The following is a 17834-nucleotide window of genomic DNA, read 5'->3' as shown; positions in this document are numbered from 1 at the left end:
GTCTGGGGAGAACCGAGGGGCCGCCGGAATGCCAGTTCCAGCGGCCCCGCTTCATGTCAGGCCGCTTTGCCCTGCTCGGACTCGCCGGTCTGGCCGGGGTTGGTGGATTGTTCGATGTGGATGCGCTCGCAGTCGGCCAGGTAGCGCGTGGCGGCGTCGGCGATCTGCCGGGCGAGGGTCACGTCTTGTTCGGTGACCGGCCCGCCGCCGGTGGTGGAGATGACCACCTGCGCCTCAGGCGAGTACAGGTGCAGGAACGGTCGCCCGCCCTCGGCGCCCAGCGCCATGACCGACAGGTGCGGAGTGCGGAACGAGGTGTCGAGCCGGGTGCCGTCCTCATCGAGGGTCACCACGGCGCGGGTGTAGGGCAGGTGCTCTTTCACGCGGCCACGTCCTTACCGGCCGCCGCTTGCCGGGCCGGAGCAGCGGTGCGGGGAGCGCGCATCGCCCGTGCCCGGATGGACCAGGCCAGCCGGCCGGTGTTCTGGCCGACGTAGGCGGTGACGGTCATGGCGTCGAACTCCACCGGCACGAACGGCAGCCCCGGCAGCGCCGCGGGGGGTATCGGCTGTACCGGGGACAGGATCTTGACCGACACCGTTTTCTGCCCGGCCTTGACGGTCGGATCGGCGTCCATCACCGCGACCTGCCAGATGAGTTCTCCGGTGTTCTTGTCCTTGGCGTAGACGGTGCGTCCGTTGTTGGAGGCGTCGAAGTCCTTGACCTGCTCGACTTCGCCGACGATGTAGCAGCCGTGCGGGAAGACCTGCTCAAAGCTGATCGGGATGGGGCCTTGGATGGCCATGGTGGTAGTCCTTTCACTCTGGAAAACCGATGTTCGGTCGTCCACTTGTCCGATTGAGTTGAGAATAGCTTTTCCAACTCGTCCGCACAAGTGATTGAGCTAGAGAAGGCTTAACTGGGCGCTGGGCGCCCAAGGCGGATGCACGATCATGTCGGTCATGGCCTCTATGACTTCGCCGGAGCACGACATCACCGAAAACAGCAAGATCAAGATCTGGTTCCGGTTCGTGCCGCGAGAGGACTGGCTTCCCTACAGCACCGAGGGACTCTGGGCCACACGGCTCAGTGAGGACACCGCCCGCCTAGAGAACGCCCCCTTCCTACAGGACGGGGTGGCCGAGGGGGAGACCGTGCGATTCACCACCGATGCCGACGGCCTCCACTGGGCCAAGGAACTCGTGGAGGCATCGGGAAACTGCACCATTCGGATCCTGCCCGTTCCCAGTGGTCCACTCGGGCCAAGCGCCCAGGCCGTACACGAACGGTTGGCGCCGTTCGGCCTGGGTGGAGAGGTCTTCAGTGAAGACCTACCTCTGGTCGCCGTCACCGTGCCGGCCGACGCAGAGCTTGGCCAGATCAAGGCGCTCCTGATCCGCGGCCAGGAAGACGGCTGGTGGCACTTCGAGGCCTCCTGCGTCACCGATGCCTGGCGCAACGCCTAATCAGCTCACCTGGTAGACATCCTGAAGTTCATGAAGATCACCAGGCAGCGCCGAGCTGATCACCAGGAGCACGGCCCCGGCAGCGTCGTGCACGGTGGCCAGCACCCCGAGAACGGGCTTGGGGGAGCCGAGGAGTTCAGTCTCTTCCTTCGTGGGATTGCGCGCGGTCAGCCGCTCGGTGATGTGATCGAAGCGCAGATGCTTGACCGCCTGGAGGTGCTGGCGGATCCCATGCCGCAGCGGTTCAGGCTTGTCCAGGTCGGTGCCGAGCGCGATCTCCAGCGGAAACCACAAGGTCTCCACCGCAGACAGCCGGCCGCCCTGCTTGGCCACCCGCTGACGGGCAATCACCGGGGTCCGCTCCTGCACGCCCAGAAGGCGGGCGATGTGCCGGGGAGCCGGAAGGCGGCGAACATCGACGACGATCTCGGTGCCTTCGGGCTGCTCGGCCACGGCCAGGCCCGGCCGGACGCGATCGGGTGAGCTTTCCGGGCGGCCCTTCACGAACGAGCCGCGCCCGTGTTCACGCTCGATCCAGCCCTGCATGGCCAGGGTCTGCAGCGCCCGGACCACGGTGGTGCGGCCCACGCCGAACTCCCGCACCAACTGCGTCTCGGACGGCAACATGGTGCCCGGGGCGTACTCGCCGGCCTCGATGCGCTGCTGAATCGCCGTCATCACCTGGGCGTACTTCGGTGGCGCGAAGTCCATGCTCATCTCAACCGCCCGATCAGTCTTCCACTTGTCTGCATAAGCACAGTACCGGCTGAGCAGCCACCTGTCAGGACCTCCACCAGCGACAAGAACGACTATCTCACCGCACCGGACAGTAAACCCGCCCACATGATCCGCGCCTGCGCGCACGACCACGCCTCACTCCGGGAAATGATCGTCTTTCCTTCACCGGTGTTTGTCCGCTGAATAAAGGACAGGCCCGCCGACTCACACAACTCGTAGGAGATAACCCGGTGCTCATGACAGGTCCAGGCCACCACGCGAATTCGTTCGAAACGGCGGAACGTATACCAGGTTAACGGCGAGTACGTATTCATCAATGCGGGCAGATGCGGAGCCGAACACGATGCACCCCAAACGCCCGCCTGACCATTCACGACGTGACACGCTTAAAGCGCACCGACCCCGCCGGATCCACGGTCGCCCGGAAGATCACCCGCCGGGACCAGTCGTCCGGCACGGTGCCGAAGTCGTAGACCCGGTGCGTGATGCGCCCCCAGGCCACCCCGTTCGGCGCCATCCGAAGGAGGTTCGTGCGCAGCGTGTCCATCGCCGTGGCCTGGCCCGAGCTGATCCCGCACGGCCCGAGATCGTCGATCCCAGCGGTGGCGAACACCTCCCACTCGAACATCTCGACGACCTGCTGCGTGCCCTCGCAGTACAGGCAGTCCTCTCGCGCCGAGAGCTCCATGTGCAGGCCCATGGCCGCCACACATCCACGACGGGTGACGATCTTCCAGCCGCGCCCGTCGCATTCGTCGCACTTAACTGGTGTTGTCATGCCGAAAAGAATGTCTACATGAACTTTCCGGCCCTATCCCACGCAGGTATACCGCCGAGAATATAGAGTCTCGCTCTACAGCGATGTGCCACCTCGGGGACCGATGACCGGAGGGCGGAATGCACGGAAACGCTTTCAACCCGATCGAAATTCCGGCATGGGTTTGGGATCGCGACGAAAGCAGGGAAATCCTCAAGAATCGTGACGTAGTGCGGCTCTTCAACCTGGCTGTCAAGTACAGCGGTGCCAGTCAGACCCGTCTGAGCACGGCCACCGGGATAGCCCAGGGCCACGTGAGCCTGATTATCCGAGGGCGCCGTCAGGTCACCGACCTGGAGGTCTACGAGCGGATCGCCACCGGTCTCGGCCTGCCCGACCACGCCCGCATGCTCTTCGGCCTGGCCCCCCTCGACCTCGCATCCCCCACCGGCGACCACGACGACAACCACCAAGAGCAGGCTGACGAGCTAACGGCCCGGATCGAAGCCGCCGCCGCCATCGACCCCGTCATGGTCATGATCCTCAGCACCGACACCAACAACCTGCGGCTGCTGGATCGCCGACTCGGCGGAGTCGCCATCGCCGACAAGATGCGCGCCCAGATCACCCAGGTAGAACGCGCCCACCAGCACGCCGTACGGCCCGGCATCCGCGCTCAGCTCGCGCACGTCCTTGCCGAGACCTCATCGCTGGCCGGATGGCAGGCCATCAACACCGGCGCGCTCAACGACGCATGGGATCACTACGAGCACGCCAAGGCCGCCGCCCGCGAAGCCGACGACCCCGCGGTTCTGGCCTACGTCTCCGGCGAACAGGCCTATGTCCTCATGGAGCTGGGACGGCCGGCCGAAGCCACCGAACTCCTCCAATACGTCCACGCCACCTACCGCGACCGCATTCCGGCCCGCCTGCGAACGTGGATGTCGGCAGCCGAGGCCGAAGGCGCCGCGATCCTCGGCGACGAGAGCACCTGCCGCGCGGCTCTCGACCAGGCCGCCGCACTCCTACCCGAAGGCGACGCCGACCCCGACATGCCATACCTGTCCGTCAACGCCCACCACCTCGGCCGCTGGCGCGGAGCCTGCCTGGTGCGCTTCGGCGACCCCGGCACCGTCGAGGACCTACGCTCCGCGCTGGCCGGGATGGACGGCACCTACAACCGCGCCGAATCCGGGGTCCGCTGCGACCTGGGCCACGCCCTCCTCGCCCGAGGAGAGCCAGAGGCCGCCCAACCCCATATCCAACGCGCCCAGCAACTCGCCACCATGACCGGATCCCGCCGACAGCGCCGGCGCATCGAGGAACTCGCCCGAGCGGTTAAGCGCTCGCTCCATTGAGCCGCTCACGAGCCGCGTAAAGACCAATCAGCGTTCCCGACGTCCAGATGTCACCGCGGGCGATCATCCCCGTTATCTCCGACATCGGCACCCACTCGATGAGATCCGCCTCGATCTCCCCGGTCGGCGCTCCCACGAACTCAGCACCCCGCACCAGGAACAGGCTGTGCTCGGAGTCGACCATGCCGGCCATCGGCTGATAGGTGATCAGATGCTCGATCTCCTTGGGCCGATACCCCGTCTCCTCCTCCACCTCCCGAGCCGCCGTCGTGATCGCGTCCTCACCTGCGTCGACCAGACCGCCAGGCAGCTCCCAGCCCCATCGGTCGGACAGAAATCGGTGCCGCCACATCATCAGCACCCGGTTCTGCTCATCGACCACCACGGCGATCGCCGCTCGATCCAGATGCACCGCGTGATGCTCGAACCGCTCCCCATCCGGAATCTCGACATCAACCAGCCCCAACCGGATCCACCGGTCGTCATAGATCAGCCGCTCGCCGTGCACGATCCACCGCGACCGCTCTTCGTTGGTAGCCACACCGCGAAACTACCGCTCAACAACCCTGACGTACACGGGCATCGTGACAGAGGGCGCCATCAAGCGAGACGGGACAGGTGCCACAGATGCCTAATCCCACCTGATGCTTGACGGCTGGCCCAGGGATCGTGCATCGATTCCTCATCGACCGTGATGTAGGCCCGGGAGGGAGCCGCTACATCCGCTCATGCTGATGAGAGAATGTTCGCCGCCAAGTCGAATTGTTCTTACGGGCATCAAAGGCGGCGCGCCACGTGGTCGTCTGTCGCCCGAGCGTGCGGCTTAGCGTCCGATCACGCGGGAGAAGCGTTTGACTGGCGTAGCCCGCACTATGATGCAGTAACAGACGCCGCTGCTCCTTGGAGATGGAATTGGACTCAGGTGTGTTATCCGCTTGGCTGGGCGTTGTTGCCGCTGTTGCTGCGCTACCACTAGCCTTAATTATCTATCGCCTGCAGAAGAAAACCAAAAAGCTGGTTTATAAGGTGACCAGCAGCGATCTGCGCCCTACTGAAGCGAGCGTCCCACTACAGGTTGTACATGGCAGCCGCCCTCTGACGGAACCACGGCTAGTACTAGTAACGTTTATTAATGCCGGGAGTGCCGAGATTCGAGCTGGTGACTTTGAAGAGCCGGTGAGGATAACTTTTACAGATAAAACCAAGATTGAATCCGTCGCCGTATCCCAAAGCAAGCCCCATTCGCTCGGCGCTAGCACAATCCTTGAGAGCGACGAATCAATTCAGCTTCAGCCGCTTCTACTTAACCCGGAAGATCGATTTACTCTTGAGCTTCTCGTTGATGGGCAAGGAAGTGCAGTAAATGTTTCAGGGCGAGTCGCCGGCGTTAAAGAACTTTTAAATATAAGTCCAACGTCTGAGCCTAAGTCATCGATTAGCTTTCGTCGCCCAATTCTCGTTATTCCTGTAGCCATAGCTGGCCTTCTCGCAACGTTTATACTGATCTTCTTTGCTGCTGCACTGGCAGTTCAAATGTATACACCATACTCGTATAGTGATTCGAACAATGGCTACGGTGAGCAGGCAGCCATGCCCACACCTCCTTTCGGCGACGGGGCGGACAGTAAGACAACTCAGTGCGAAAGTGATGCGAACCTTTTGGAAGAGGTCCCCATTGCAGACGCAAATAGTCGGCGCATTGGGACGTTGCGCTTGATGAAGTCAAATCGATGCCAGACGGCCTGGGCAACTGCCAGTTTTCAGGAACGACTGGTATCTGTAACAGTCGTTAAGGTAGTGCGCCCACATGATGCACGAGCAGTAAGTAATACATTCAACCTTGGAGTGGAGGAAGGTTCCTATGAATCCCTAACTGACCATCCGAGTGGGATGCTTGATGTAAATAAGGACTGCGCGCAAGCGGAGATAACGATTACTTTGGGAGAGAAGTCGGTTGAGGTGAAGACAAAATGCAGAGGATGAACTTCCTGACTTGGAAGCGCTTCTCCGGTTTCGGCCTCCTAGATATTGGTGCTGCGTTTTGAATTGTAGGCCGGGTTGGATCTATCAGCTCTAATAGCGATATTGGGCTCGACCGTCACTCCCTCGGCGCGTCCAAAAAGAGCTGAACTGCAAAAAGAAAAAAGGAGACAGCAGCACCTATGAGAGCGCCCGAAATAAAAAGTGAACGGTCGTTTTCCTCCTCACGCTGATTATCGGCGATAATCACACTCTTCTCAATCCCGTCACACCCTGCCCACCTCAGCCCTGGACCGTCAGGTGCAGGTTTTACACCCTCTATTTTTTGATCGGCACGCGTAGGGTCCATTCGAGTTACGCAGCTATATTCCTTAATTGGATCTAAGCTTTGGTTTTTTATGATGTCAATAAATGCCAAAAGTGGCTTCTTTTGAAATACTACACTCTCCCATTTGCTCATTAGTGCGTTTAGGGTTGGCATCCAATAAACTTCCGTGAGAGGAGCGCTGGGATGTTTGTAGGAGTAGGCGGATATTTGGCCAATCGTTTGATTTTTAACTTTTCCTGGTGGCTTCGCATCGTATAATGATTGATAGTCCGGTATTTCTATGGAACACATTTTTCCACGGACAACTTGAACACCATGACCCAATGGACTATTGTCCGATTTGAGAATTAGCGGTTTTTCTTCGTCTTGATATTGCTTGCCAAGTTGTGTATTCATAAGATCGTTGGCATTTTTTAAAATGGCATCCCGTTCTGCCACCATAATATAAGGGATACATTCTTTTGGTTTTTTCCGACCATATCCCCAAAGTGTAATTTTTATTGAAGGTTCATCGAATTTTAACCCTCCTTCTCCTTGCTTCTCTATGGGTGGGTATTGGCCGTAAGTAACTCTTAGGGCCGCAATATCGGAGGGAAGTATCATCGTAATCTTTCCCGTGCCTACCGGTGTTTGAGGCAAATTCTCAGTACCTTGACTGTAAGCGAACCAACTCTGTATCGCTGTCGCTATTGATAAAACGACTAAAAGAGTTGCAAGTGCTGTCCGCCGCGAGACGCCACGTCTAGCGAGGGGTGCTGAATTGAGAAGAGTTTCTTGCGGAGGTTTAAGTGTAGTCTCCGATAAAGGATTCGGTAGAGTATCTGCTCTCTGGGGATCGGGCAAGAGAGGAGAGAAATCCTTTCCTTTTTCTGGCCTCGCGATGCGTCCACGCAGCACCCGACGCATTACGACCAGGGTGAGAACGGTAAGGGGGAAGAGACTCATATACATAAGACGTCTCAGTGCTCCTATAAGTGCCCGAGAGTATCAACAGAGTAAGCTGCCTGCCGTCTGCCTGAGGGAAATGCGCTCGTCTGAGGGGTATTGAAGCGGACTGGCGCCGTATGTGCGTCGCTAAAGCCGTCGGCTTCGCCTACGCAGGTTCAGTCCTGTACCTGCCGACAACCAGACTGGCAGCTTAGAGCCCCTTGCCTAGCAGGAAGAAGTTTGCCGAATTGTTCTTATAGATGATCAAGCGGCGGCGCGCCGCGCCGCCGTACCCGGCCCTCTGCCGCCCGCCGTCCAGGCGTGCGGCGTGGGCGCCGGTCCCGGCCGGCGGCGACCCGGGCCGTCCACCGACCGACCTACCCGCCGTTGCCGAACGAACTCGTCGACTCCAGCGACACACCGCCGCCCATCAAAACGCGAAGTCGTCGGCTCAACCGTTTCGTGGGCCTTCGGGTGTTTCACGTTGCGCCAGCCGCTCCGCTCACATTCGTTGAGGGATCTCTTCAGGCGATGCCTCCGGCGGGGGTCTCCGCTCCGGGAGCGGATCGTTCCGTCGCCATCGTCCCAGGCAAGCCGAGCAGACCGGGGGTGAGGGGCGCAAGGTCGTTCGTCCAGTGGGGCGCTCCACCTTGCGCCCCTCACCCCCGGCCCGCTTGCCCTTCGGGTGGGACGACAGCGACGGGACGATCAGCAGCGAGTTTCTACAGGTCGGGATATTCAAAGGAGCGGAGATTGGAGGTTCGAGCCTCTCAGTCGCCCCCATCCCCGCGCGCCTCTACAAGTGGCGCGCCGCATGGCTAGGCTTAGTCCATGCATGCTCACGACGGAGTGGAATACCGGCAGGCCGTATATGAAAAAGCCGTTCAATTCAGGTCAGCCTTGGAACAGGGCGGCCTCCAACTACAGAGCTTCGCTAAATTTCCTCGCGCCTCATGCGGTGACACCTGCGAGATGCTCGGCCAGTTCCTAATCGACTCCAATCTCGGTATCTGGACCTATCGAACCGGAATCGACTCGTCCAACTCTTCGCACGCCTATCTTGAACGCAATGGGCTGCTACTCGACATCACCGCAGACCAGTTCGACGATGTCTCAACGCCTGTCATGCTCACGGAAGATCAGACTTGGCACCGGCAGTTCAGTCTTACCGCTGGCTCCCACGCTGCGAGCCTCGAATGGTGGACGGGCCATAACCGCAGTGACTGTGCGGCGGCACTCGCCGACTACGCACTTCTCAAGCAGCGTGCAGAGGGGTCACTTTAGAGACGCCCTACCCGAAAACCCCAAGATGTAGGTCAATTTCATAAGGTAATAAGGAAGGGGTCTAGGGTTTGTTGAGCATTCTGATTTCACGCCACACATGCTTGTATGCCTGCCGGGCCTCTTCGACCCAAGCGGGTACGGAGCTCCAGTCAACGCTCACCTCGCGTTCGCCCCAGGCGACCTGCATAATTCGTCGATGGTCAGCAAAATCGACGATCAAGTCCTGTCGTATGAAGAGCAGCTGTCCGCTCCACGGCTTTTCAGCGCGGAAAGTCGCCGAGGCGCGGACGCCATTGAGGTCGACTAGATCCAAAATTCCTGGCAGCTGACGAAGTTTGAATCGGGCAGCGAAGTCAAATGATGGCACGTCATAGGAGTGCTTCAGTCCCGTTGGTTTCTCACCTTCACCAGTAGAAAGTTCCACGGCCACCTGGCCCACCCCGATTCCCGCGTCACGCCAGTCCCGACGCAACGCGAGGCGCGAGTGCGTGTCATCCTCATCGAGGCGTACCTCGAACCCAGGACTCCAGGGTGCTTCTCCGGCAAAAACACTGCGCACCGTCGGGAGTTCGGGAAAGAAGTGGTTCCCGGGGTACTCGAGCCCGTTGACGAGTTCGAGTGCGGGATTCACATCGTCCGGCTCCAACAGGAGTGTGCGGAAGAATCCAAACACCTTCCGCCCATCGCGCTGATGCTTCAGATAGCCCTCGACCAGCAGCCATCCGCCGGAGACATCGTGGATTTCCTCAGGTAACCACAGGTCTACTGGCACTTTTACTGTACCGGCGTGGAGCCACGCTTTGTCATCCATCGGACCGGAAGGGGCCCACTCAGGCAATGGTACGGGCGTTGTAGGAGGCTCCTCGGGAAAAGACGGGTCGATATCAGGAGGCACGTTGCGCCTGCCATCGACCCACCAATCGCGGCTTTGTCCAGCATCCGCAAGACGGCCGGTCAGCTCGTAGTAGGCGATCCACCCGTACTTCTTGCCGTAGCGCTCCACCGTTACCCGCCTGCGCCCGAAGCGGCCAGCAGCCTCAGCGATTGCTCGATCGATGTCGCCCAGCAGTGCGGCACGCCACCCGAGCCCCCAGACGCGAGCCATTACCTCGCCGCGAGCGCGACGGAACTCAGCATGGTTAAAGTCGTAGTTCCCTCTGTCTCTGATAGCGGACCCAATCACGTAGTTCTCGAAATCCATGCCGAAGGTGCTGTCGCACTCCTGAGCGTTCGGGTCATTTTCAGCCATCACCGGTGCAGGCAGCACCGTCGCGAACGGCAGTGCGAATGGATCAACGCCTTCAGGTACCGCACCGGGGTGAAGAGTTCCGGCGAACTCGAAGATCGCCCGTACGTAACTACGTAGCAGTTCGTGAGACGTTGGATTTGAACCGCTGGCGAGGAAGTGGTCTCGCAGTTCGGTGAGCCACCTGGCAAGCGCGCGCTCGAACGGCCCACCAGGATCAGGCATCTGGTGGGTGCTAGCGGCACCGAACGCGGCACCGACAATGCGCTCGACAACATATGGATCGTCAACATCGAGCATTCGAATAGCGAGATCAAACAGTCGCTTCGGGTCCGGCCGACCATAACGCTGCAATGCCTTCGTCGCGAGATCTCGCACCGTTCGATTCGTAGATGTCAGTAACCAGGCTGTCGCAAGCGCATTGAGGTCATCTCCTTCAGAGCGATCGAGGTTCTCTGACCATTTCTCGATCACTTTCTTCAGGTTGGACAGGAGCAGATCGTCGTCGCGATGGCGGACCCATTCGGTCCATCTGCGATCGCGTTCAGGGAGCGGCAGCATACGAAGGACGCGGTCAAGGAAGGCAGCATTCAGGCGGTGTGCAGGAGAGAAACGGATCTCCCACAGGCGGTCGAAGGAGTGTCGTCGCCCGAATCTGGAAAACGTTGGGGCCTTCCAGTCAGGTCTCGCGATCAACGTTGCGAGCTCATCAATGGTGCCCTCATCAAGATACTCGGACTCTGAGGCGAACTCCTGGGCGAGCACCCATCTCCGATGTTCTTGTGGGGCCAGGCGCCAGAGGTGATGCCCGCCGAACCGGCGAGGCAACAGACCGATCAGGCTGATGACGATGTCCTCACCGAAAGAGTGGTGATCCTCTCCCATCAGAGAATTCCACAGGGTTACTTCCGCGAGCCGCTCCTCAACTTCGGCGTATGTCATACGCGTAAGGAGCGCGTCAGCAATCAGGTAACCGGCGAAGCGATCGAACAGAATCCCAGTTTCGGTGTCGTCACTACCACTGACCTCATCGCGGAGAAGTACCCCTTCCTCTTCGAGACGTCGGAATAGGCTCTCGTCCCAGTCGGTCTCACCAGCGTCGAGGATTACCCTTGCCTCATCGGATGGGAGTCGACGAATCCCGCGAGTCCACATCTCCCGTGCGAGCTCAGCAAGACGCCGCTTGATCTGGTCAGCCGGTACCAGCTTGCGAACAGGATCTTCGGCAAGGCGTTTGGTTACGGCGTCGCGATACAGCTCGAATACACCGACTAGGGATGTCGGAAGTGCCTCCACGCCAACCAAATTTTTACGGAGAGGGTTTGCCGCTTGGCAGTACATGCGGAGGAACAACGGGTTGTGGAACATCCAGGTCGGCAGCCAGGCACCACGGGCATCGATCAAGTAATGGTTGAAGTAGGCGGCGACGATGTCATTAATCTCGGCCCGGTACCACTCGAGATCAAGTTTGGTTGTTGTGTCTGGAAGGGCGCGATCAGCGAGTGCTTCGCGGAGAGTGATAACAACTAATACGTTCGGGTAGCTGGCGAGTGCTGGCATTAGCTGATCAAGTAGCGGACGCCACTCCGAGGGCCTCTCCGCCTCATTCAAGCCGTCGATGATCAAGGGGATCCGAGCACCAGCACGGCCGCCGGCGGAATTGAGTGCCAGGAGGAGATCTTCGAAGCGATCGACCTTCAGCCCAGGGATCCGACGCGCTAAGTCATCCAGGTTTCCACCGGCCCGCAGGTGCCCGCCCTGAATAAACACTCCAGCAGTCGATCGTTCGGCCGGAGCAGTCAACTGGGCAGCAAGGTGAGTCTTGCCCGTTCCAGCCGCGGCGACGATCGCAGTCAACGGGGCCTGCAGATCCGTATGCAAGTCCTGCAGCCAACAGACGACATCACGGATTTCTGCGGCGAGGCCAGTGACAGCAAGGGCAGCTGGCAGCCGCTGCTTCCTTAAGCCGAAGACGAGCGAGCGCAGCTTACGCGGCGATGTTACTGGTGGCTGCTGATCGGCAATGCGCTCACGAGCCTCCGTTGGCCGACGGTTCCGCCCAGCTTCGGCAATGGCCCGGAGATCAACGACGAACCGGTCTAGATTATCGACGACTTCCTGAGCACCCGCGCGGATGACATCGTTCCCGATGGCGGGCAGTGCGTCACGGAGTGTCTCAACCCGAACAGCGATAGCGGCAATGCGATCATCGAGCCAGCCGAAGGATGCTGGGCGAAGCAAGGCTCGCTCGATCCGATGCTCAACGTGATTCGAAGTGTGCAGCGGTGCCACCCACCGCGCTTTGACGGGGGCTACAGAGCGCTCATGTGCCTGCGCGAGTATGCCTGGAGACAGGACGAGTTCTCCGAAGAAGGTAGAGCGGAGCTCGTCGAGCCCTGACAGCTGCGCGTCGAAGTTCTCCGCCGCCCACAGCTTCGTCGAGATCCCTTTGGCCATCCCAAGACCATCGATCCAGTCAATGTCCTGCTTTGCAGGACGTTGGGGAAGGCACAGTACAAAGTCGGTCAACCCCTCAACGTGCTTGATGGCTTTCTCGACGGATTCCTCGATTTGCGTGCGCTGGCCCGAGGTGAGCTCATTTTTGGGTCCAAGAATGAACCACTTGCATGACCATCCCCATATACGGCCTGGATCCCCGAGTTCACCTCGGTGTTCGACTCGCAGGTAGAACTCGACGCCTGGCTGTTGACGCCGCTCCCGGAGAGTGCCTAGCGCGCCAAAGCGCCGAGACACAATCGCTCGTGTGAGTGCTTCGAAATTCTCATCAGCTGCTCCTCGCAGGAGCGCCAGCTCGGTCAGGTCTAGCGTCACCTCAGTCGCCTGCGGCTTTCCGGGGGGTCCCGTCGTCATTCCAGTCATGACGCGAGAACACTTCGACTCGCGCACCGAGGTGGAGGAGCACCTTCAAGAACCCTTGGACTTCGGACTCTTCGGTCCAAATATGGATGGTGGACCCATCGCGTTCGACCGAGTGGTCAAAGGCGTAGATGTCGACGTCGGATCGCCCTAACTCGTAGAGCTTCAGCTTCATCAACTCGTCGACTAGAGCGTCCGGCATTCGCTTTTCAGGGAGCCGCCAATCATCGTCGGACCATTCGGCCTCCGCGAGAGCCTTCAGCGCCTCCATCCGCTCGATCGCCGCCTCTGCGCCGGAGACCGTTTCGAACTTGCCGATCAACACCAGATCCATCGAATGCTCGGAACCGTAGCTGTGCCAGATCTTCACGCCGCCTCCCTCAGGGCTTGCACGGCATCCATAATGAAGTCCTCGATCGGGGTTCCCACTGACGCGTAAGCATGAGGACGGAGAACACCAGTCGCGTCAACGTGCATGTGCGCGTCCAAAGGCTGCTCACCCGGGATGGTCTCAACCGCTGGCACGGAGCCCTCGAGTCCCGAACGGGAGATTGCGAGCCGGACCTGCGGCCTCGCAGTTTGTACCCATCGGACCAGTCGCTCGGCGTCCCTGTCAGAAATTCCAGAAGTAGCCGCAGTCGGCTGTTCCGGCAGGAGCAGCAGTTCAGACGCCCCAGCATCGGCAGCGAACTCAGCAAGCTGATCGAGTTCGCCGATCGTATCTGCGTTCACGACCACGTTGACGCCGAATGGGGCAACCGAACGAAGCAGAGCAGCAGCGGCAAGGACCGCCGCGAACGGCCGCCGCCGGAGCCGCTCATACGTGGCGCCGACCCCATCAACGGACAGGCGCGAAAAATGCACGGCCCCCCTCAAAATATCGGCGAGTTGGGGTGTCAGCCGATGTCCATGTGTGGTGAAGGTGACCGCCATCGACGTCGCCGCAGCGATCTGTGCGCAGAGCTGAGCGAAGCGGGGGTGAGCGGTCGGCTCCCCGCCTCCGAAGCCGATACCGAGGCACCCCGCGCCATCAAGCTCGGCCGCCCACGCGACCACGCGGCCCGTATCGAGCACAGCAGCATGCTTGGGCGCATAGCAGTATGCACAACGAAGCTCACAGGTGTTCGTCAACGCCACCGACAGGTATCGAGGAGCACGCGAGACCTGTTCTGCAGGCACCTTCACCTCGTCGAGGAGGATGTTCAGCCCAGAAACGCGGTCAAACAGGTGCATGCCAGCCTCGGACAGGCGAACCTTGTAAGTCACCTACATCAGGATGCCATTACTCAGGGCTTGCGTAGGCCATGCAGATGAGCGTTCGTACAAGGGGATGGCGCGGGTGAGGTCTCTGGCCGACTCGTAGGCGTCGGCGAGGTCGTTGCGGTTGGTTAAGGTGCCAGATGATCTTCACCTAGGACACAACATGATCACGAGATCGGTAGAGGCGGTCCCTGTCCTGGCAACCATGATCCGGAACATGCGCGGAATACCGACTCCGCGCTAAGGAGGATCACATGCATTGGTGGCTGGTCAGCACGTCACCAGGCAATCAAACGTCGCTCCACTTCTAATCCGACGGTCGCAGGTTCGAATCCTGCAGGGCTCCTGTTCCGCAGCGGTGGTCAGTCTGGCCCAGGGGTCGCCAGCAACACCACACGATCGGCTCCGACATCGAACCCGAGCACTGGATGATCCGAGTCACCCTCCGGCGACATCAACACCGGCTTGCCCAGCTTCCGCCCGATCGCCGAGAAGAACTCACACAGGAGGTCCAGCCGTTCCTGCCCCTGCAGCTCCCGCAGATCGACATCGAAGTCGATCGTGTCCTTCGACAGGAACCGAAAGATTGCCAGTACATCAGGAGCCGGCCAGACCCGCAGACTTGGGCAGTCTCCATCAGTAGGCCGGGACAACACGTGCTCGGCGTGAGGCAGCGGCATGACGATGTCGCCCTCGGAGTACTCACTCCTCCAGCCATGGGCCTCAACCAGATCAAGGACCGTCTGCCAGTCGCCGACCGAGGTATCCGCAACCCATACATCCGGCAGCGTCCCCATCAGATCAAGGTCGAAGAAACTCCTGACCTCATCCCACAGCAGATCTGGCACTCTGTCATGCTGCCCGTTGAAGGAAGCCAATGCATCACGCTATGACAGCTCGACCCTGCGAGGTCGCTCTGGCTGGCGATGCGAGACCAGGCTGTCCGCTCGATAGTCGTCATGTACCACGGCAACGACGACGCCGGGCTGAGGTTCAACAAAATCGTCTAGGCGATTGGAAGCCTTCAACAAGTGGGCGGGATGTGGCTCATCACCGCATCTGGCGCGCGAGTATGCCCATGGATATGCTCACAGACTAAGCCTTTGAGTATTTCGGACCTCTCAGTCGAGGAGTCGTGCTCGGTGGAAGAACGTAGGGCTCGATCCAACGGGTCTGCCTCATTTCGAATTGAGATCGGTCTCGGGCCGTGGGGTTTGCCGGAAGAGGTCGCCCAAGCCGCCGTTCTCCTGCGCCGAGACCTTCTGCAGCTCGACATTCTGGCAGTCGACGCGATTCCGAGCACTCTGCCCGAGGGCGCGAAAGGTGTTGACGTTGGCACCATTGGCGTGATGCTCGTCAGCCTTATCGAGCCCGTCGGGATAACGGCTGTGATCGATCTGATCAGCGCATGGGTTGGCCGGGGACCGGGGCGGTCGGTGAAGATCGAGCTCGGCGGGGATGTCCTGGAGATCACTGGGGTTTCCCGGGCGGACCAGCGTCGGCTGATCGACCACTGGATCGAGCGTCATGCCGAGCCCTGAGCCTGGCTCGTACGCGCTGATTGTGGGAGCGGACACTTACGCCGACAAGGCACTGGGACAGCTGAGATCTCCGACGCACGATGGCCGCGAACTATCCAATGTCCTGTCGGATCCAAGAATCGGCGGCTTTTCCACCCACCAGCTGTTGAACCGGCCCGCCTATGAGGTGGCGGAGGAGATTGAGGGATTCTTCGCCGACCGTCGGGCCAATGACCTTCTAGTGCTGCACCTTTCCTGCCACGGAGTCAAGGATGAGTCGGGTCGCCTCTACTTCGCGATGTCGTCGACCAAACTCGATCGGCTGGCGGCCACGGGCCTTTCCGCGGCGTTCGTCAACGAGCAGATTGACCGCAGCAGGTCGCAGAAAATAGTTCTGTTGTTGGATTGTTGTTACAGTGGAGCATTCCCAAAGAACCTCATTCCCCGGTCGCCCGAGCGTATGGACTTGGATCGGTTCCAAGGGCGCGGCCGGGTGGTGATCAGTTCTTCCACCTCCCTCGAATACGCCTACGAATCCGACACCAGGCTTATGATCGGCACCGGTCGGCCATCCGTGTTTACGGGGGTGCTGGTAGAAGGGCTTCGGACCGGCAATGCCGATCTTGACGGCGACGGCGCGGTGTCGGTGGATGAACTGTACGACTATCTCTTCGATCACGTTCGTCAGATCACACCGCACCAGACTCCCGAGAAGATCAGCACAGTACGAGGCGAGTTGATCATCGCTCGTAATCCCCGATTGGCATCCCATGCGGAACTCGCCCCTCCCGGCAGTGCCGACCTCCGACAAGACGACACCGAGGACGAGTTGGCTAAGGCCAGACGGGTGGCCGAGCAACTACTGTCCAGGGAGCAGGCCCAAAGGCAGCCCAACCTGTTTCGCCGCCTGAGCCGTTCACACAAATCGAGGGAGGACGTCACCGTCGGGGAGCGCGACGTCAGGTCCACGCTGCTCGGCCACCGGCGAGAGGTGCTTGGGATGGTCCTTCTTGTCCTGGCCGGGGTGCTCGTCCCCTTCCCCTTCGCCCCGATTTCGATCTTCCGAATCCCCGTGCTGGTCTGGGCGTTCGCTGTGCTGGTCGTGACGATCTGTGAGGGCTGGGAGAGCGCTGACAAGGTGCGGGGGACCGCCGCGCCGATCCTGAGCTACACCATCGGCGGCTGCCTGGTTGCGTTCTTCCGAGCCAGAGACGATCTCAGCTTGGTGGTGGACCAGTTCTTCGCGATCAGCGGGCTCATGTTCATGCTGGGAAGCGCGGCGGGTGTCTTCTGGCTGGCCTACCGCCTGTTCAACCCGGCCACCCCGGTCGGCAGACGCAACAGGCGACTTAACTGATCGCTTTGGTGGGGGATGCCACACAGGAGGCCGCGGTGCTTGAACAGGCTCATGACCATGAAGAGATTGTCTAGCAGGTCGCCGCACTGGACATTGGCAAGGCCACCTTGGTGGACACCCGATGAAGACGCTCCCGGCCAACTGCAAGAGACGTAGATCAATACCTGAAGACGAGCTTGCGGGATATACATGGGATGATCTTCGGCCCTTGACGGTGCCGAGCAGGCTGGCTACCCCACGAGGAGCGCGAACGTGGGCCGCTTCAGGCTTCGGGCGTTTCTGATTGCCGATCTCGCCCCCGATGATGATCCGCTGTGGAGTCCGAACCGGTTGGCCTCAGATATCTTGGATGCTCTGCCCCTAGGCTTGGAGTAAGCGCGAGATCGGGTGATCGATTGGCGTACCCGTCCTCGACACGAGATCCTGGCCCTGCGCATGTGTAAGAACCTCCTCGGCCCGATGGGGTTGATCGCGGATCGACTGGCGACAGGGCCGGTAAGAACTCAGATTGATCGCTGGTTGGACCTTCGGCCTCACCTGCCGTGACGTGCAATATGCGTGCAATGATCATGGTGGCGAGAGCAGTGAAGAGGTGTCGCGCCGCAGGTCAGGAGCCATGTCACGGCGGGAACTGGCATGGCCTGTAAAACCGTCGGCTCAGCCTACGCAGGTTCAAGTCCTGCACCTGCCACACCAGCTTTTCCCAGCTCAGAGCCCCGCAAGGGGCTCTTTTGCT

At 60.3% G+C, this 17834-nt stretch carries 16 protein-coding genes; 6 read left to right on the top strand and 10 right to left on the bottom strand.

The window, feature by feature from the left end; all coding sequences use genetic code 11:
* Positions 1-56 precede the first annotated feature (56 nt).
* Positions 57-383, bottom strand: coding sequence for a hypothetical protein (locus CHC08_RS44475; RefSeq protein WP_089213412.1), 327 nt, complete (start codon positions 381-383; stop codon positions 57-59).
* Complete coding sequence (locus CHC08_RS44470) at positions 380-805, bottom strand: plasmid replication, integration and excision activator (RefSeq protein WP_089213411.1); 426 nt, start codon at positions 803-805, stop codon at positions 380-382. The genes CHC08_RS44475 and CHC08_RS44470 overlap by 4 nt, the downstream gene beginning before the upstream one ends.
* A gap of 157 nt (positions 806-962) precedes the next feature.
* On the opposite strand from CHC08_RS44470, the gene CHC08_RS44465 reads away from it, so the two are divergent.
* Positions 963-1466, top strand: a complete 504-nt coding sequence (locus tag CHC08_RS44465) for a DUF4265 domain-containing protein (RefSeq protein WP_089213422.1) — start codon at positions 963-965, stop codon at positions 1464-1466.
* On the opposite strand, the gene CHC08_RS44460 is transcribed toward CHC08_RS44465, so the two are convergent.
* Both CHC08_RS44460 and CHC08_RS44455 read right to left on the bottom strand, forming a co-directional pair.
* Positions 1467-2183 carry a GntR family transcriptional regulator gene (locus tag CHC08_RS44460; RefSeq protein ID WP_089213410.1) on the bottom strand — a complete coding sequence of 239 codons (717 nt, stop codon included), beginning with the start codon at positions 2181-2183 and terminating at the stop codon, positions 1467-1469.
* 391 nt (positions 2184-2574) lie between these two features.
* Positions 2575-2982: a hypothetical protein gene (locus tag CHC08_RS44455; RefSeq protein WP_245878949.1), complete on the bottom strand. Its 408-nt coding sequence runs from the start codon at positions 2980-2982 to the stop codon at positions 2575-2577.
* A gap of 209 nt (positions 2983-3191) precedes the next feature.
* Between CHC08_RS44455 and CHC08_RS44450 the strand changes: the two genes are divergently transcribed.
* The gene (locus CHC08_RS44450; RefSeq protein ID WP_245878948.1) at positions 3192-4319 is read left to right on the top strand and encodes an NsdA family TPR-like regulatory protein; all 1128 of its coding nucleotides are present in this window, start codon (positions 3192-3194) and stop codon (positions 4317-4319) included.
* Here CHC08_RS44450 and CHC08_RS44445 read toward each other — a convergent pair.
* On the bottom strand, positions 4300-4860 hold the full coding sequence (locus CHC08_RS44445) for an NUDIX hydrolase (RefSeq protein WP_089213407.1): 561 nt from the start codon (positions 4858-4860) through the stop codon (positions 4300-4302). The two genes, CHC08_RS44450 and CHC08_RS44445, sit on opposite strands and share 20 nt — an antisense overlap.
* Positions 4861-5225: 365 nt before the next feature.
* On the opposite strand from CHC08_RS44445, the gene CHC08_RS49055 reads away from it, so the two are divergent.
* Complete coding sequence (locus CHC08_RS49055; RefSeq protein ID WP_143653632.1) at positions 5226-6302, top strand: DUF2690 domain-containing protein; 1077 nt, start codon at positions 5226-5228, stop codon at positions 6300-6302.
* Between the two features lie 115 nt (positions 6303-6417).
* Here CHC08_RS49055 and CHC08_RS49050 read toward each other — a convergent pair whose 3' ends face one another.
* Complete coding sequence (locus tag CHC08_RS49050; RefSeq protein ID WP_143653631.1) at positions 6418-7533, bottom strand: hypothetical protein; 1116 nt, start codon at positions 7531-7533, stop codon at positions 6418-6420.
* Between the two features lie 852 nt (positions 7534-8385).
* Here CHC08_RS49050 and CHC08_RS44440 point away from each other — a divergent pair.
* A complete protein-coding gene (locus CHC08_RS44440; protein ID WP_143653630.1) occupies positions 8386-8838 on the top strand; it encodes a hypothetical protein in 453 nt (150 codons plus the stop codon).
* A gap of 61 nt (positions 8839-8899) precedes the next feature.
* Here CHC08_RS44440 and CHC08_RS49045 read toward each other — a convergent pair whose 3' ends face one another.
* The 4 genes from CHC08_RS49045 to CHC08_RS44415 all read right to left on the bottom strand — a co-directional run bounded on the left by CHC08_RS49045 (position 8900) and on the right by CHC08_RS44415 (position 15069).
* Positions 8900-12916, bottom strand: coding sequence for an NACHT domain-containing protein (locus CHC08_RS49045; RefSeq protein ID WP_143653629.1), 4017 nt, complete (start codon positions 12914-12916; stop codon positions 8900-8902).
* A gap of 1 nt (position 12917) precedes the next feature.
* On the bottom strand, positions 12918-13331 hold the full coding sequence (locus tag CHC08_RS44425; protein WP_089213403.1) for a DUF6375 family protein: 414 nt from the start codon (positions 13329-13331) through the stop codon (positions 12918-12920).
* Positions 13328-14227: a radical SAM protein gene (locus CHC08_RS44420; protein ID WP_218825790.1), complete on the bottom strand. Its 900-nt coding sequence runs from the start codon at positions 14225-14227 to the stop codon at positions 13328-13330. The genes CHC08_RS44425 and CHC08_RS44420 overlap by 4 nt, the downstream gene beginning before the upstream one ends.
* Positions 14228-14583: 356 nt before the next feature.
* Positions 14584-15069, bottom strand: a complete 486-nt coding sequence (locus tag CHC08_RS44415) for a hypothetical protein (RefSeq protein ID WP_089213420.1) — start codon at positions 15067-15069, stop codon at positions 14584-14586.
* A 294-nt stretch (positions 15070-15363) separates the two neighbouring features.
* Here CHC08_RS44415 and CHC08_RS50330 point away from each other — a divergent pair, with 294 nt between their 5' ends.
* A complete protein-coding gene (locus CHC08_RS50330; protein WP_179282580.1) occupies positions 15364-15762 on the top strand; it encodes a hypothetical protein in 399 nt (132 codons plus the stop codon).
* Positions 15749-17098: a caspase family protein gene (locus CHC08_RS44405; RefSeq protein ID WP_089213401.1), complete on the top strand. Its 1350-nt coding sequence runs from the start codon at positions 15749-15751 to the stop codon at positions 17096-17098. The genes CHC08_RS50330 and CHC08_RS44405 overlap by 14 nt, the downstream gene beginning before the upstream one ends.
* The last annotated feature ends 736 nt before the right edge of the window (positions 17099-17834 follow it).

It is taken from the genome of Streptosporangium subroseum (assembly GCF_900188345.1).
GTDB classification, from domain to species: domain Bacteria; phylum Actinomycetota; class Actinomycetes; order Streptosporangiales; family Streptosporangiaceae; genus Streptosporangium; species Streptosporangium subroseum.
Note: the sequence above shows the minus strand (reverse complement) of the source record. Positions and strands in the feature narration are given on the sequence as shown.